Here is a 14,978-nt window from a genome sequence, read left to right on the forward strand (position 1 = left end):
ATTGCCGCGGTTCCGCGTCAGTGCGCGAATGTGAGAGTAATCGTCTATATATGCGATAAAGCATTTTTATGCTTCGTTTAGTTCCATTCGCAATTGAAATCGTTTATCATTAAAAAAGGCGTCAAAAACCGAAACTAATAGGGCTTCACGCGGCCCGTACGGACAGACTCTCTTCCGTTCGGCTCATCTGCGTGCCCGGACGATCCGATGCGCGGCCAGCGCTTGTTGGATTCGTTATCTTGGAATTGAAGGAGAGAAAACCATGACAGCTACCAAAGGCCTTGAAGGCATCGTCGCCGCGTCCTCGTCGATCAGCTCCATCATCGACGGCGTGCTGACGTACCGGGGCTACAACATCGACGAGCTGGCCGAGAAGGCAAGCTTCGAAGAAGTCGCATATTTGCTCTGGAACGGTAAGCTGCCGACCCAGAGCGAGCTGAACGAACTGAACGCGCAGCTCGGAGAAGCCGCCAAGGTGCCGTCCGAGGTCATCGACGGCCTGCGCCTTTATCCGAAGGGCGCGAATTCGATGGCTGCGCTCCGCACGGCGATCTCGAGCCTCGCGCTCTACGATCCCGAAGCGAACGACCCGAGCAAGGAAGCGAACTATCGCAAGGCGATCAAGCTGCAGGCCCAGATGGGCACCGTGATCGCAGCTTTTGCGCGTCTGCGCCAGGGACAAGAGCCGATCGCGCCGAAGACGGGCGTCGGCATCGCGCACAACTTCCTGTATATGCTGACCGGCGAAGAGCCGGCCGAAGTCGCCGTCACCGCGCTGGACAAGGCGCTTGTACTGCATGCCGACCATGAGCTGAATGCGTCGACGTTCGCCGCGCGCGTCACCGTGGCTACGCTGTCGGACATTTACTCCGGCGTCACCTCCGCGATCGGCGCGCTCAAGGGACCGCTGCACGGCGGCGCCAACGAAGCCGTCATGGTCATGCTCGACGAGATCGGCACGCTGGACAACGTAGAGCCGTATATCCAGAACAAGCTGAACAACAAAGAGAAGATCATGGGCTTCGGCCACCGCGTCTATCGCACGGGCGATCCGCGCGCCAAGCATCTGCAGCAAATGTCCAAAAACCTCAGCGAGCTGAAGGGCGACAGCCGTCTGTACGATATGTCCGTCCGCATCGAGGAGCTCGTGACCGGTCAGAAGGGCTTGAAGCCGAACGTCGACTTCTACTCGGCTTCCTGCTATACGCTGCTCGGCATTCCGCGCGATCTGTTCACGCCGATCTTCGCGATCAGCCGCGTGTCGGGCTGGACCGCGCACATCCTCGAGCAGCTCGCCGACAACCGCTTGATCCGTCCGCGTGCAGAATATGTCGGTCCTGTCGATCAACACTACGTGGCGATCGGCGCACGCGCTTAAATGAAGCTCGTGTTCTGACGGGTCCCCGGCCGCGCGTCCCGCGCGGAGGGCGATGCGTCGGTTCACTGCGTCCGCAACCGCTTTTCCATGCTTGCACTTCAATTACCAGGAGGTTATTCCCACATGCAACTCGAAAAATTCGAACTGCCGCAATCCGGCGAACCGATCAAGGTCAACGAAAACGGCGTCCTGAACGTTCCTAACAATCCGATCATTCCCTTCATCGAAGGCGACGGCACGGGCCGCGACATCTGGCGCGCCGCCAAGCGCGTCCTGGACGCTGCTGTAGAGAAGGCGTACGGCGGCGAAAAGCAAATCGCCTGGTACGAAGTGTTCGCCGGCGAGAAGGCGTTCAACGCTTACGGCGAGTGGCTGCCTGCCGACACGCTGACTGCGATCCGCGAGTACATCATCGCGATCAAGGGCCCGCTGACGACGCCGATCGGCGGCGGCATCCGCTCCCTGAACGTCGCGCTGCGCCAGGAGCTCGACCTGTACGTGTGCCTGCGTCCGGTTCGTTACTTCGACGGCGTGCCTTCGCCGGTCAAGCGTCCTGAACTGGTCGACATGGTCATCTTCCGCGAGAACACCGAGGACATCTACGCCGGCATCGAGTATCAAGCCGAGACGGCCGATGCGAAGAAGGTCATCGAGTTCCTGCAGCAGCAGATGGGCGTCAAGAAGATCCGCTTCCCCGAGACTTCCGGCATCGGCATCAAGCCGGTATCGAAGGACGGCTCCGAGCGCCTGATCCGCGCCGCGATCGAATATGCGATCAAGCACAAGCGCAAGTCCGTCACCCTGGTGCACAAGGGCAACATCATGAAGTTCACCGAGGGCGCGTTCAAGAACTGGGGCTACGAGCTGGCAGAGCGCGAATTCGGCGACCAGGTGTTCACTTGGAACCAATACGACGCCATCAAGGCTGAGCAAGGCGAAGAAGCGGCTAACGCAGCGCAGAAGTCCGCGCTGGCCGAAGGCAAGATCCTCGTGAAGGACGCAATCGCCGACATCGCGCTGCAGCAAGTGCTGACGCGTCCGACGGACTTCGACGTCATCGCGACGCTGAACCTGAACGGCGACTACCTGTCCGACGCGCTGGCTGCCCAAGTCGGCGGCATCGGCATCGCGCCGGGCGCCAACATCAACTATATGACCGGCCACGCGATCTTCGAGGCGACTCACGGCACTGCGCCGAAGTACGCCGACAAGGACGTCGTCAACCCGGGCTCCGTCATCCTGTCCGGCGTCATGATGTTCGAGCACCTGGGCTGGCTGGAAGCTGCGGACCTGATCTACAAGGGTCTGGAGAAGTCCATCAACAGCAAGACCGTCACGTACGACTTTGCCCGCCTGATGGAAGGCGCGACCGAAGTGAAGTGCTCCGAGTTCGCGGACGAGATCATCAAGAACATGTAATAGGTTGCGACCCCCTAAGTCCCCCTGGAAGGGAGATTCCAAAGGGCGCTGCCCTCTGGACACCGAAGTCCAACCCCCTAGATCCCCCTTCAAAGGGGGACTCCGAGGGCGCTGCCCTCTGGACACCCTGCTGAATAACGGTCGGGGGACAGAGGCGCGCAGATATGGGCTAGCAGGTGGGGAGAGCTTTGAAAATAATAGTCCTCTTCGTCGGTGCTTATGGTGGCGGCGAAGGGGATTATTTGTTTACAGATTGCGACTGGCGTTGGCGGCTGGAAGCGAGAGTGCAATAGCTAACGCGGGACAGTAGGCTGGCGGGGGATTTGGGTAAGCTAGTAGCGAGGAATTTGGAGGAGGGAATGTGAATGGCGATCAAACGTGCGAAAATTACGGTGGTGGGCGCAGGGTTCACCGGTGCGACGACGGCGCTTATGCTGGCGCAGAAGGAACTCGGGGATGTGGTGCTGCTCGATATCCCGCAGCTTGAGAACCCGACGAAGGGCAAGGCGCTCGACATGGCCGAGTCCGCGCCGGTGCAGGGCATCGACGCCAAGATCGTCGGCACTTCGGACTATGCGGACTCCGCGGGCTCGGACGTCGTCATCATCACGGCCGGCATCGCGCGCAAGCCGGGCATGAGCCGCGACGATCTGGTGAGCACGAACGCAGGCATCGTGAAGTCGGTCTGCGAGAGCGTGAAGACGACCAGCCCGAACGCATACGTCATCATTCTCTCCAATCCGGTCGATGCGATGACGTATGTCGCCAACAAGGCGCTCGGCTTTCCGAAAAACCGCGTCATCGGCCAATCTGGCGTGCTCGACACGGCTCGCTACAATACGTTCCTCGCCGAAGCGCTGGGCGTCTCGGTCGAGGACGTGCGCGGCGTCGTGCTCGGCGGCCACGGCGACGACATGGTGCCGCTCGTCCGCTATACGACGATCGGGGGCATCCCGGTCGAGAAGCTGCTGCCCAAGGAGCAGATCGATGCGATCGTCGCCCGCACGCGCGTAGGCGGCGGAGAGATCGTCAGTCTGCTGGGCAGCGGCAGCGCCTACTACGCGCCTGCCGCCTCGCTCGTGCAGATGACCGAAGCGATCCTGAAGGACAAGAAGCGCATCCTGCCGGTTATCGCGCTGCTGCAGGGCGAATACGGCTACGACAATCTGTTCATGGGTGTGCTCGCCGTACTGGGCGGCGACGGCATCGAGAAGGTATTCGAGCTCGATCTGACCGCCGAGGAGAAGGCCGCGCTGGAGAAATCCGCCGAATCGGTCCGAAGCGTCATCAAGATCGTCGAGAACGTCTGACCGGCCGATTCGCGCCGGTCCGAACCGAACCGACAGCGTATCGCTGCAACTCCAAGGTCTAACGATCTTGGAGTTGTTCTACGCTCTACGCTCTGAACGAAAGAGGCAGGTCCGCGGAAGGAGAGGAACGAATGGCAAACGAAATATATACAGCACGGAGAGAACGTCTGCTGACGCAGCTGGCGCAAGCCGACATCCGGATCGCCCTGGTGACGTCACCGACGAATGTCGCCTATCTGACAGGCTTCAGCTGCAATCCGCATGAACGGTTCCTTGCCCTCGTGCTGGACAGCGCAGCCCGTGAAGTCAAGCTGTACGTGCCGCTGCTGGATGCGACTGCAGCCGAGGAGGCGGCTCCCGGCCTTGCGATCGTGCCGATCTCGGACAGCGACGATGCATACGAGCTGCTGCGCCTACATTCGCCCGGCGAAGGCTCCGCGTCGATCGGGGTGGAAAAGGGAGCCGTGTCGCTGGCCAAAGCCGAGCGGCTGCAGACGGTGTATCCGGGAGCGGCGTTCGCGGATGTGGAGCAGCCGATCCTGGATATGCGTCTGGCCAAGAGCGCAGACGAGATCGCGCGCATACAGCATGCGGTCGATATCATCGAGTCCGTCATGGCGCATGCCGTATCGCAGGCTCGCGTCGGCATGACCGAGCTCGAGCTGGCAGCCGAGATCGAGCGCAAGATGCGGGAGCTGGGCGCGGACCGGCCGGCCTTCGAGACGATTGTGCTCACCGGTGCGCGCTCCGCGCTGCCGCATGGCGTACCCGGCCAGCATCGGATTCAGCGCGGCGATTTCCTGCTCATCGACATCGGGGTGCAGGCGAACGGTTATTGCTCCGACATCACTCGGACATTCGTCGTGGGCGAGGCGTCGGACGCGCAGCGCGCGATTTATGAAGCGGTGCTGGCCGCCAACGAAGCGGGCATCGCGGCTGCGGCTGCGGGCGTGCCCGTGTCGGCGGTCGATGCGGCGGCGCGCGGGGAGATCGAGCGGGCGGGCTACGGACCGCTGTTCACCCATCGTGTCGGCCACGGCTTCGGCATGGATGTGCACGAGCAGCCGTCCATGTCCGGCGTGAACGACGCGCCGCTGACGCCCGGCATGGTTTTTACCGTCGAGCCGGGCGTGTACGATCATATCGTCGGCGGCGTACGGATCGAGGACGACGTATACATTAAGGAAGACGGCTCGGCGGGCGTGCTGACGCGCTATCCGAAGCGGCTGACCGTCATTGCGGCGGAAGCCTGACACAGGAGGTATTCATGAACGAATTCGCACACAAGCTGGAGCGGTATGCGGAGCTGATCGTAAAGATCGGCGCGAACGTGCAGCCGGGGCAGACAGTCGTCGTCAATGCGTCGCTGGACGGCGCGGCGTTGACGCGGCTCGTCGTCAGGCATTGCTACGAAGCGGGCGCCCGCAACGTCAAAGTATTCTGGACCGACGAGACCGTGACGCGGCTGAAGTATGAGCTGGCGCCGGACGATGTGTTCAAGGAGGAGCCGAAGTGGTCGGCTGCCGAGAAGCTGGAGCTGGCCCGCGCGGGCGCGGCGACGATCAACATCATGTCGGACAGTCCGGATCTGCTGAGCGGCGTGCCGGGCGGCCGAATCGCGGATGCGCAGCTGGCCGCCGGCCGGGCTATGCAGGAGTACCGGGCGCTGTCCCGCGGCTTCAAGTTCAGCTGGACGATCGCGACGACGCCTTCGCAGGGCTGGGCGGACAAAGTATTCCCGGATGCGCCGTCCGAAGAACGAATCAATCTGCTGTGGGACGCGATCTTCAAGCTCGTGCGGGCCGACCGCGAGGACGCGCTGGCTGCGTGGGAGGCGCATCTGGCGAACCTGAAGCGGCGGGCCGACATTCTGAATGCCAAGCAGTACCGGGCGCTCCGGTATGCGGCTCCCGGCACGGACCTTCGGATCGAGCTGCCGCAGGACCATATCTGGCTCGGCGGACGCAAGGAGAACGCGGACGGCGTCTGGTTCGTGCCGAACCTGCCGACCGAAGAGGTATATACCGCGCCCAAGCGGGACGGCGTCAGCGGCGTCGTGACCAGTACGAAGCCGCTGAGCTACGCCGGCCAGATTATCGACGGCTTCAGGCTGGAGTTCGAGGGCGGCCGGGCTGTCCGGACATCGGCGGACCGCGGCGCCGATACGCTCGCCAACCTGGTCAAGATGGACGAGGGCGCCGCTTACCTGGGCGAGGTCGCGCTTGTGCCGCACCGTTCGCCGATCTCGGACAGCGGCCTGCTGTTTTTCAAAACGCTGTTCGACGAGAACGCCTCCTGCCACCTGGCCGTAGGCGGCGCCTATTCTTCGTGCGTCGCGGGAGGAGCGGATCTCGGCCAGGAGGCGCTGCTGGCGCGCGGCTTGAATGTCAGCACCGTGCATACGGACTTCATGGTGGGCTCCGGGGAGCTGGATATTTTCGGTGTGACCGCAGATGGCACGGAGGAGCAAGTATTTAACAAGGGCGCCTGGGCGTTCTGACTGGACCCTATCGCAATTTTGCCTCTCTCCGCGAGGAGAGGGGCTTTTTACTTGGCCTCTTGAATTGTGTATACTTACAGTAACTTGTCTTATTATGGCATGGGAGGGTACATACGAGATGTATGACGTTATGATCTTTTTGCACATCGTCGGAGCGATCGGGATGGGGATTTATGCCATTCTGCCGTTTCTGGCCAAGCGCTTCAGACAGCTGTCCACGCCGGCTCAGGAGGGTCTGGCCAGCGGGCTCGTGACGGCGGGCCGCATCGGGCAATATTCGTTGGTGCTGCAGCTGCTGACGGGCGGTTATCTGATTTCTCAAAATGAGTATGCGGTATCGTGGATGGTAACGATCATCATTTTGTTCGTCGCGCTCGGCGCGTTGTCCGGCATCGTACAGGCGCCGCTCAAGCGCATCGTCACCGCCGCCTCGGGCAGCCAGGACGCTTCCGGCAGCATCTCGCGCGTTCAGACGCTCAGCTTCGTGATATTGATCGCGTTCCTGGTCGTCGTGTGGCTGATGAAGAATCCTTGGCTCGCTTAATGCAACTTAATGCCGAAAAGCAAGCAAACTAAGGCTCTGTCGGGCGCCAGCAGGCGCTTGACGGAGCCTTTGTCTTTTGCCGCGGCACAGCGCGGGGAGGCGATTCGCGTCAGAGCGGCCGAGACCGCCTCGTACATCGTCTGCGCCGCCGGCGCTAAGTCCTGCCTTGCTCCGGTTCGGCCAGCTCGTCGATCGTCATCTCGAAGCTCGGAGCGAGCCGGCTCAGGAACCAGTCCACCTCCGGCATGCCGAGCGCGGCGAGCCGCTCCTCGAACTGTCTGCGGGCCGTGGCGAATTCCCGGTTGCCCGCCGACAACTCGGAGACGCACTTGAGATAGCCGTCGAGGATGTCCGCCGCCTTGACGTAGCGTCCGAGCTCGTCGTCCTGTGCCTGCCGCATGAGCAGCGGCCCGTAAGTTCCAGCGAGCTCGGGCGGCACGGTCCCGAGCAGGCGCTCGGCGGCCAGCCGCTCCAGGTCTCTGAAGTTCGACAGAATCGCGGGATTGTGATGCTTGACGGGTGTCGGGATGTCGCCGGTGAACACCTCGGTCGCATCGTGGAACAGCGCGCGCGCGGCGGCCTTGTCCGGGTCGAGCTCGCGGCCGTACAGGTCCCGACCGATCGTACACAGCAGATGGGCGAGCAGCGCCGTATGATAGGAATGCTCGGCCACGTTTTCTTTCATGGAATTGCGCATCAGACTCCAGCGCTCGATATATCTCAGCCGGTACAAATAAGCGAGAAAATGCTGCTGCATGCGAAACCTCCTCAAATAGCGCCGTATTCCTACTATACCTTAAGCGATAGCAAGGATGCATCCGGACGAGCGAATGCGCCGCCGATTTTACACTGCGCTAATACTCTTATGTTAAGATGAAGGAAATCGTATGCAGCAGGGGGAGCGGCATCAGGAATGGCTAGCCGAACGGGAGGGCGCATGAGCAAGTTTCGTATCAAGCTGACCGCATTGTTTATGCTGCTCATCGGTCTATCCGTGCTGGCGGCGGGCATTTTCACCGGACAATTTTACAAGCACAATCATCTCGAAGCGCTCGGCAGCCATATGGAGACGCAGCTGCATGTGCTCTCCGCGGCGGCGCCCTGGCCCGAAGGAGAGTCCGCCTCGGCACAGTCCGAATACCTGCAAGCCCAGGCGCGCCGCTTCAAGGCGCTCGCCGATATGCGCGTGACGTATATCGCGCCGGACGGCCAGGTGCTCGGAGATTCCGATCACGAGCCCGCCACGATGGACAATCATGCGGGCCGCGAAGAGGTCCGCGAGGCGCTGGCCTCGGGACTCGGCAAGAGCATCCGCCATAGCGGTACGCTCAATGAGAATATGCTGTATGTCGCCTATGCGGTCCGCAGCGAGCAGTCGGGCCAGACTGTCGGCATCATCCGCCTGGCGATGTCGCTCTCCGCCGTCGAGCGCAATCTCGATCGCATGTGGATGGCGCTCGCGCTCGGACTGCTCGCGGTATTCGCGCTGGCGGCGCTCGTCAGCTACAGGGTGGCGCACAGCATCACGCGGCCGCTCGAACGGATGACGTCCGCTGCCAAGCGGATGGCGGCGATGGACTACACGATCCGCGTCCCGGATGCTGGGCGGGACGAGATCGGGGAGCTGGGCAGGGCGCTGGGGGCGATGGCGGCCAACCTGCAGGATCATATGAGCGAGATCCGCAGGAACGAACTCCATCTGCAATCGGTGCTCGACCATATGATCAGCGGCGTCGTCATGATCGGCCCCGACGGACGGATCCGCGTCTACAACCGGAGCGCGGAGCTGCTGCTCGGGAGCCTGGCGCGGGAGCGGGTAGGCCGCAGCTACACGGAGGCCAAGCAGCAGTACGAGCTGCTGCAGCTCATCCGCGCCGGCTTCGAGACGGGAGAGCCGATCCATGAGGAACTGACGGTCTACTACCCGGAGGAGCGGCTGCTGGAGCTCCATCTGGTGCCGATCCCGATGGACGACGATATCGCGCCGGGCCTGCTGCTGGTGCTTCAGGACGTCAGCGCGATCAGACGCCTCGAGCGGATGCGCAGCGAGTTCGTCGCCAACGTATCGCATGAGCTCAAGACGCCGGTCGCCGCCGTCAAGGGCTTCGCCGAGACGCTGCTGGCCGGCGCGGTGGACGATCCGGAGACGGCGCGCTCGTTCCTCAAGATCATCCATGACGAGAGCGACAGGCTGAACCGGCTCATCGGCGATATTTTGGAGCTGTCCAAGATCGAGTCCAGACGCTCGCCGCTGCAATTTTCGCCGATCGACCTGAAGTCGTTTCTGGAGCGCCATCTTGAATTTTTGGGGCCCGAAGCCGCCAAGAAGGAGATCGCGCTGGAGCTCGCGGTGCCGGAGGAGCTGTTCATCGAAGCGGACGAAGACCGACTCGGCCAGATTGTACTGAATCTGCTGCAAAATGGGATCAGCTACACGCCGGAAGGCGGCAGGGTGAAGGTGCAGGCGGCCATCGTCGAGCCGGGCGAAGGCGAAGACAGCGAAGAGCGCGTCCGCATCGCGGTATCCGATACGGGCATCGGCATTCCGAAGAAGGACCTGCCCCGCATTTTCGAACGGTTCTACCGGGTGGACAAAGCCCGCTCGCGCAGCTCCGGCGGCACGGGTCTCGGCCTGTCGATCGTCAAGCATCTGGTCGAGCTGCATCATGGCGCGATCCGGGTCGAGAGCACGGTAGGGACAGGCTCGACGTTTATTATCGAGCTGCCGCTGATCCAGGATTAATGCGAGGAATTGCCATTTTACACGGCGTTAACGATAGGTTGATACTGAATTTACATCGGCATGATAAATTGACTGAAGAGCCGGGACGTCAAGCGGACCGATCGGACTGGAGGGGCATATGTCGGACAAGGTGCTGATTATTGAGGATGAACCTACGATCGCGCGTCTGGTCACCTATAACTTGTCGCAGGACGGGTACGAGACCGAGGTGATCGGCAACGGCGCGGAAGGACTGCACAAGGCGATTCACGAAGATTACGCCATTATATTCCTCGATCTGATGCTGCCGGGCATGAACGGCTTCGAGGTGCTGCAGAAGCTGCGCCAGCACGGCGTGAAGACGCCGGTCATCATTCTGACCGCGCGCAATGCGGAGGAGGAGGTCGTGCAGGGACTGAAGCTCGGCGCGGACGACTATATCACCAAGCCGTTCGGCGTGGCGGAGCTGCTCGCCCGCACGTCCGCGGTACTGCGGCGCTCGCGCAACGAAGAGGCCAGGCCCAAGGGAGATCCGTCGGGAGAAAAGGTGATCTCGCTCGGTGCGCTGCAGATTTATCCGGACAAGTACGAGGTCCAGGCCGGCGGCGAATGGATCAGCCTTCGACCAAAAGAATTCGAGGTGCTGCTCTATCTGGCCGAGCGCCCCGGCATCGTCATTACGCGCGACGATCTGATGAACGTCGTATGGGGCTTCGACTACATCGGCGGGCAGCGTACGGTGGACGTGCATGTCAGCTCGCTGCGCAAGAAGCTCGAGCTGAACCAGCAATCGGTGCAGATCGAGTCGATCCGGGGCGTCGGCTACAAGCTGACGGTCAACCGGAAGGCGGGGCTTGCCGGCAAGCTATAATATACGCGAATGAGCGGGAGACGGATTGCCGGCGGAAGACGGCGGATTCGTCTTCTTTGTGCTAAAATGGGGTCACGGATTAAAGGAGTTGACTTGCCATATGAACGAATATACGCTGCAGCGGGACGGCGTGTTCCCCTCTGTCTGCTCGCTTGATTGCCCGGACCAATGCGGCCTGCTCGTGCACAAGCAAGACGGCGTCATCGTCAAGATCGAGGGGGACTCGAGCCATCCGGTCACCCGCGGCGCGATCTGCAACAAGGTGCGCAATATGGCTGCCCGCATCTATGACGACAAGCGCCTGACGACGCCGCTGCGGCGGATCGGCCCGAAGGGCGAGGGGGCGTTCGAGCCGATCACCTGGGACGAGGCGATTGCGGAGATTACGGACCGCTGGCGGACGCTTATCGCCGAGCGGGGCTCCGAGAGCATATTGCCCTACAGCTTTTACGGCAATATGGGCCGGATCGGGACGGAGGGGATGGGCACGCGGTTTTTCAACCGGATGAACGCCTCCGAGCTCGACCAGACGATCTGCGAAGCCGCTGGGACGGCTGGCTACCGGTATACGATGGGTGGCAGCTACGGCACCGATCCCGAGCGGACGGCGGAGGCCAAGTTGTTCGTCTTCTGGGGCATCAATGCGGTGAGCACGAACATGCATCAGGTGACGATCGCGGAGCAAGCGCGCAAGGCGGGGGCGAAGATCGTGGCGATCGACGTCCACCGCAACCGGACCGGCAAATGGGCGGACTGGTTCATCCCGATTCGGCCCGGCACCGATACGGCGCTGGCGCTCGGCATCATGCATGTATTGTTCGCGGAAGGCATGACGGACGAGACGTTTTTGCGCGAGTATACGGTGGGCCATGAGGAGCTGCGCGCGCATGCGGCGGCCTATGATCCGGCGACCGTCTCGGGGATCACCGGCGTGCCGGAGGCCGATATCGTCGAGCTGGCCCGGATGTACGGACGGACTTCGCCGTCCTTCATCCGCATCGGCAACGGCATCCAGCATCACGACAACGGCGGTATGAACGTCCGCGCGATCGCCTGCTTGCCGGCGCTGACGGGACAGTGGCTCGTACCCGGCGGCGGCGCGATCAAGGGCAACGGCGGCTACGTCGCCCACAATGCCAAGGCGCTCGAGCGCCCCGACCTGCGCGGCGGGCGGCCGTCGCGTCTGATCAACATGAACCGGATCGGCGACGCCTTGCTGGAGCTGACGCCGCCGATCTCGTCTTTGTACGTGTACAACAGCAATCCCGCCATCGTGGCGCCCGAGACGAACAAGGTTCGGCAGGGGCTGGCGCGCGAGGATCTGTTCACCGTCGTTCACGATCTGTTCCTGACGGAGACGGCGAAGTACGCGGATATTGTCCTGCCTGCGACATCGTCGTTCGAGAATACGGACCTGTACCATTCCTACTGGCACCACTATGTGCAGATTCAGCAGCCGGTCGTGCCGCCGTACGGGGAGAGCAAATCCAACAATGACGTGTTCCGTCTGCTCGCGGCGGGCATGGGCTATGAGGATGAGGCGTTTGTGGACGACGATGCGGCGATGATTCGACAGGCTGTCGATTTCCCGGGCAATTCCGCCTACGGACCGATTACCTATGAGACATTGGTCGAAAAGCAATTTGTGCGCGCGGACGTAAAGCCGCTGTTCCCCGGAAGACTGCCGACGCCGAGCGGCAAAATCGAGCTGTATTCGAAAACGATGGAGCGGCACGGCCTGCCGCCGCTGCCGACGTATTCGCCGCTGCTGGAGGAGGGGGACAGGACATATCCGTTCGCCTTCATCCCGGCGCCGAATCACAACTTCCTGAACTCGACGTTTTCCAACAACGATAAGCATATCCGCATGGAAAAGACGCCCAAGCTGCATATGAACGCAGCAGACGCGTCGGCGCTCGGCATCGAGGACGGCTGTACGGTGCGGGTATGGAATGCGCGCGGCGAAGCCTGGCTCATGGCCGCGGTCGGCGAGGATGTGCTGCCGGGCGTCGTCGTCAGCCAGGGCTTGTGGTCCGACAAGGCCGGAGGACGCAGCGCCGCAGTCAACGCGCTCACGCCGGACCGGCTGTCCGACATGGGCGGCGGCGCGGTATTTTTCTCCGGCCGCGTGGCGATGGAGAAGGCGATTGAGGCGGTGCAGGCGGTCGGCATGCCCGGATAAGAGATACGAGACGAAGCTGGGGGAGCGGTCCCTGGCTTCGTTTTTTTAATTTGCAGGGCTGGGAGCTGCACATCGCCTGCACTACGAGCGTCGATTGTTCTCAGCTAGGATTAATTCGGTCGATCGCCTGCACTACGAGCGTCGATTGTTCTCAGCTAGGATTAATTCGGCCGATCGCCGGCACTACGAGCGTCGATTGTTCTCAGCTAGGATTAATTCGGTTGATCGCCAGCACTACGAGCGTCGATTGTTCCCAGCTAGGATTAATTCGGTGGATCGCCGGCACTACGAGCGTCGATTGTTCTCAGCTAGGATTAATTCGGTGGATCGCCAGCACTACGAGCGTCGATTGTTCCCAGCTAGGATTAATTCGGTGGATCGCCAGCACTACGAGCGTCGATTGTTCCCAGCTAGGATTAATTTGGTGGATCGCCAGCACTACGAGCGTCGATTGTTCTCAGCTAGGATTAATTCGGTGGATCGCCAGCACTACAAGCGTCGATTGTTCTCAGCTAGGATTAATTCGGTGGATCTCCAGCAATACGAGCGTCGATTGTTCTCAGCTAGGATTAATTCGGTGGATCGCCGGCACTACGAGCGTCGATTGCGGTGAGCGTGGCGGGAACTTGCTTGACAATTCATATTTTTAAATTTAAACTGAATCTAAATTTAAAACGATTACGAACTACAATCATCAGAACTACAATCATTCGAACTACAATCATTCGAACTACAATCATTCGAACTACAATCATTCGAAAATAAAAAGGGGGATATCCGTGACCAAGCGCAATCTGACCGCCCCCCGCAAGCTCGTCTACGATATCGTCATGCAGGCGGACGATCATCCGACGGCAGCGGATATCATCGACCGCCTCAAGTCGCAGGGACAGTCCGTCGCCTATGCGACCGTATACAATTCGCTTCGCTATCTGACGGAGGAAGGGCTCATTCACGAGCTCAAGCTGGAGGGCAAGACGAGCCGTTACGACGGGCGCGGCGAAGATCATGCGCATATCGTATGCACATCCTGCGGACGGGTCGACGAAGTGATGGTGCCTCCGCCAGCCGAATGGCTGGCACGCGTCGTCGAGGAGAGCGGGTACGAGCTCACTGAGGAACAATTCATTTTCAAAGGAGTGTGCCCCGCATGCCGGACATCCAAGCAGAAGAACTGATCGGCGCCTACTGCGATACGACGAGGCGGATCGTCGTCGTCAGCGCCTATCCGGCGCGGCTGCAGCCTCTGCTGGCTGAATTGACGACGCGCTGCTACGATGTGCTTGTGTTCCGCCATGGGCAGGAGGCGACGCTCGCGAGCCTGGCGATCGACCTGCTCATCGCGGATCGCTCGATCGCCGGGCTGGACCCGCTCGCGGGCGTCGCCGAGCTCAAGACGCCGGCCCTGTACCTGGTGAGCGCCGAGCAGCAGCCGGCCCACCCGGACCCTGCTGACGCCTCCGCGCATGCTGTCTGGCCGGGAGACATCGGCGCGCTGCTGGCGCGCATCGAGGATATGGCCGGCAAGAGCGCACCGCAAGCGGGGCCCGACGAGGCCGTTTTCAAGGACATCCGCATGGACCTGCGCCGGGTGACCGTGCAGCAGGAAGGCCGCCGCATCGAGCTGACGAAGACGGAGTTCGATATTCTGCGCGCGCTGATGACCGCGGGCGGCGCCGTGCTGTCGCGGCAGGACCTGATGGAGAAGCTGTGGGGCGAGGGCTACTTCGGCGGCAGCAATTCCATCGACGTGCATATCAAGAGCTTGCGCAAGAAGCTCGGCGACGATCCCAAGTTCCCGCGGTATATCGTCACCGTACGCGGCGTCGGTTATCGGCTGGCGGATTGACCGCATTCGCGGAAAGCAGGCCGATTGTTCGTTCCTCGGAGCGGGACGGGCGATCGGCCTTTTTGCTGTCTGTGGCGTGGCACCGGACGAACTGTCTTCACCAGCCCTTCATCGGGACTTCACGATACGTTCATGATCCCTTCATCATACCTTCATGCCCTCGCGCGGGCACGGTGGTATGATCTATTTATCGAGAGCAAGCC

12 protein-coding genes are annotated in these 14,978 nt (G+C 61.5%); 11 read left to right on the forward strand and 1 reads right to left on the reverse strand.

Annotation, left to right across the window (positions count from 1 at the left end; all coding sequences use genetic code 11):
• The first annotated feature begins 262 nt into the window (after positions 1–262).
• The 6 genes from citZ (at position 263) to VQ071_RS20910 (ending at position 7,151) form a co-directional block, all read left to right on the forward strand.
• Positions 263–1,378 (forward strand): citrate synthase, encoded by a 1,116-nt coding sequence (citZ, locus tag VQ071_RS20885; RefSeq protein ID WP_340516168.1) that lies wholly within the window; start codon positions 263–265, stop codon positions 1,376–1,378.
• 123 nt (positions 1,379–1,501) lie between these two features.
• Positions 1,502–2,797: an NADP-dependent isocitrate dehydrogenase gene (icd, locus tag VQ071_RS20890; protein ID WP_340516169.1), complete on the forward strand. Its 1,296-nt coding sequence runs from the start codon at positions 1,502–1,504 to the stop codon at positions 2,795–2,797.
• 365 nt (positions 2,798–3,162) lie between these two features.
• The gene (mdh, locus tag VQ071_RS20895; RefSeq protein WP_340516170.1) at positions 3,163–4,107 is read left to right on the forward strand and encodes a malate dehydrogenase; all 945 of its coding nucleotides are present in this window, start codon (positions 3,163–3,165) and stop codon (positions 4,105–4,107) included.
• 131 nt (positions 4,108–4,238) lie between these two features.
• The gene (locus tag VQ071_RS20900) at positions 4,239–5,360 is read left to right on the forward strand and encodes a M24 family metallopeptidase (RefSeq protein WP_340516171.1); all 1,122 of its coding nucleotides are present in this window, start codon (positions 4,239–4,241) and stop codon (positions 5,358–5,360) included.
• 14 nt (positions 5,361–5,374) lie between these two features.
• On the forward strand, positions 5,375–6,607 hold the full coding sequence (locus VQ071_RS20905) for an aminopeptidase (protein ID WP_340516173.1): 1,233 nt from the start codon (positions 5,375–5,377) through the stop codon (positions 6,605–6,607).
• 118 nt (positions 6,608–6,725) lie between these two features.
• On the forward strand, positions 6,726–7,151 hold the full coding sequence (locus tag VQ071_RS20910; RefSeq protein WP_340516175.1) for a DUF2269 family protein: 426 nt from the start codon (positions 6,726–6,728) through the stop codon (positions 7,149–7,151).
• 154 nt (positions 7,152–7,305) lie between these two features.
• Here VQ071_RS20910 and yfbR read toward each other — a convergent pair whose 3' ends face one another.
• Positions 7,306–7,908, reverse strand: coding sequence for a 5'-deoxynucleotidase (gene yfbR / locus VQ071_RS20915; RefSeq protein WP_340516177.1), 603 nt, complete (start codon positions 7,906–7,908; stop codon positions 7,306–7,308).
• A gap of 180 nt (positions 7,909–8,088) precedes the next feature.
• On the opposite strand from yfbR, the gene pnpS reads away from it, so the two are divergent.
• The 5 genes from pnpS (at position 8,089) to VQ071_RS20940 (ending at position 14,775) form a co-directional block, all read left to right on the forward strand.
• Complete coding sequence (gene pnpS / locus VQ071_RS20920) at positions 8,089–9,894, forward strand: two-component system histidine kinase PnpS (RefSeq protein WP_340516179.1); 1,806 nt, start codon at positions 8,089–8,091, stop codon at positions 9,892–9,894.
• 118 nt (positions 9,895–10,012) lie between these two features.
• Positions 10,013–10,744 (forward strand): response regulator transcription factor, encoded by a 732-nt coding sequence (locus VQ071_RS20925; protein ID WP_340516181.1) that lies wholly within the window; start codon positions 10,013–10,015, stop codon positions 10,742–10,744.
• Positions 10,745–10,844: 100 nt separating this feature from the next.
• Positions 10,845–12,926: a molybdopterin-containing oxidoreductase family protein gene (locus VQ071_RS20930; RefSeq protein ID WP_340516182.1), complete on the forward strand. Its 2,082-nt coding sequence runs from the start codon at positions 10,845–10,847 to the stop codon at positions 12,924–12,926.
• A gap of 779 nt (positions 12,927–13,705) precedes the next feature.
• Positions 13,706–14,104: a Fur family transcriptional regulator gene (locus tag VQ071_RS20935; RefSeq protein WP_340516184.1), complete on the forward strand. Its 399-nt coding sequence runs from the start codon at positions 13,706–13,708 to the stop codon at positions 14,102–14,104.
• On the forward strand, positions 14,077–14,775 hold the full coding sequence (locus VQ071_RS20940) for a winged helix-turn-helix transcriptional regulator (protein ID WP_340516185.1): 699 nt from the start codon (positions 14,077–14,079) through the stop codon (positions 14,773–14,775). Before VQ071_RS20935 ends, VQ071_RS20940 begins: the two co-directional genes overlap by 28 nt.
• Positions 14,776–14,978: the final 203 nt, after the last annotated feature.

It is taken from the genome of Cohnella sp. 56 (assembly GCF_037963805.1).
GTDB lineage: Bacteria > Bacillota > Bacilli > Paenibacillales > Paenibacillaceae > Cohnella.

Coding starts and splice junctions, on each gene's coding strand:
- citZ (WP_340516168.1), top strand. CDS start 263: ATGACAGCTACCAAAGGCCTTGAAGGCATCGTCGCCGCGTCCTCGTCG.
- icd (WP_340516169.1), top strand. CDS start 1,502: ATGCAACTCGAAAAATTCGAACTGCCGCAATCCGGCGAACCGATCAAG.
- mdh (WP_340516170.1), top strand. CDS start 3,163: ATGGCGATCAAACGTGCGAAAATTACGGTGGTGGGCGCAGGGTTCACC.
- VQ071_RS20900 (WP_340516171.1), top strand. CDS start 4,239: ATGGCAAACGAAATATATACAGCACGGAGAGAACGTCTGCTGACGCAG.
- VQ071_RS20905 (WP_340516173.1), top strand. CDS start 5,375: ATGAACGAATTCGCACACAAGCTGGAGCGGTATGCGGAGCTGATCGTA.
- VQ071_RS20910 (WP_340516175.1), top strand. CDS start 6,726: ATGTATGACGTTATGATCTTTTTGCACATCGTCGGAGCGATCGGGATG.
- yfbR (WP_340516177.1), bottom strand. CDS start 7,908: ATGCAGCAGCATTTTCTCGCTTATTTGTACCGGCTGAGATATATCGAG.
- pnpS (WP_340516179.1), top strand. CDS start 8,089: ATGAGCAAGTTTCGTATCAAGCTGACCGCATTGTTTATGCTGCTCATC.
- VQ071_RS20925 (WP_340516181.1), top strand. CDS start 10,013: ATGTCGGACAAGGTGCTGATTATTGAGGATGAACCTACGATCGCGCGT.
- VQ071_RS20930 (WP_340516182.1), top strand. CDS start 10,845: ATGAACGAATATACGCTGCAGCGGGACGGCGTGTTCCCCTCTGTCTGC.
- VQ071_RS20940 (WP_340516185.1), top strand. CDS start 14,077: ATGCCGGACATCCAAGCAGAAGAACTGATCGGCGCCTACTGCGATACG.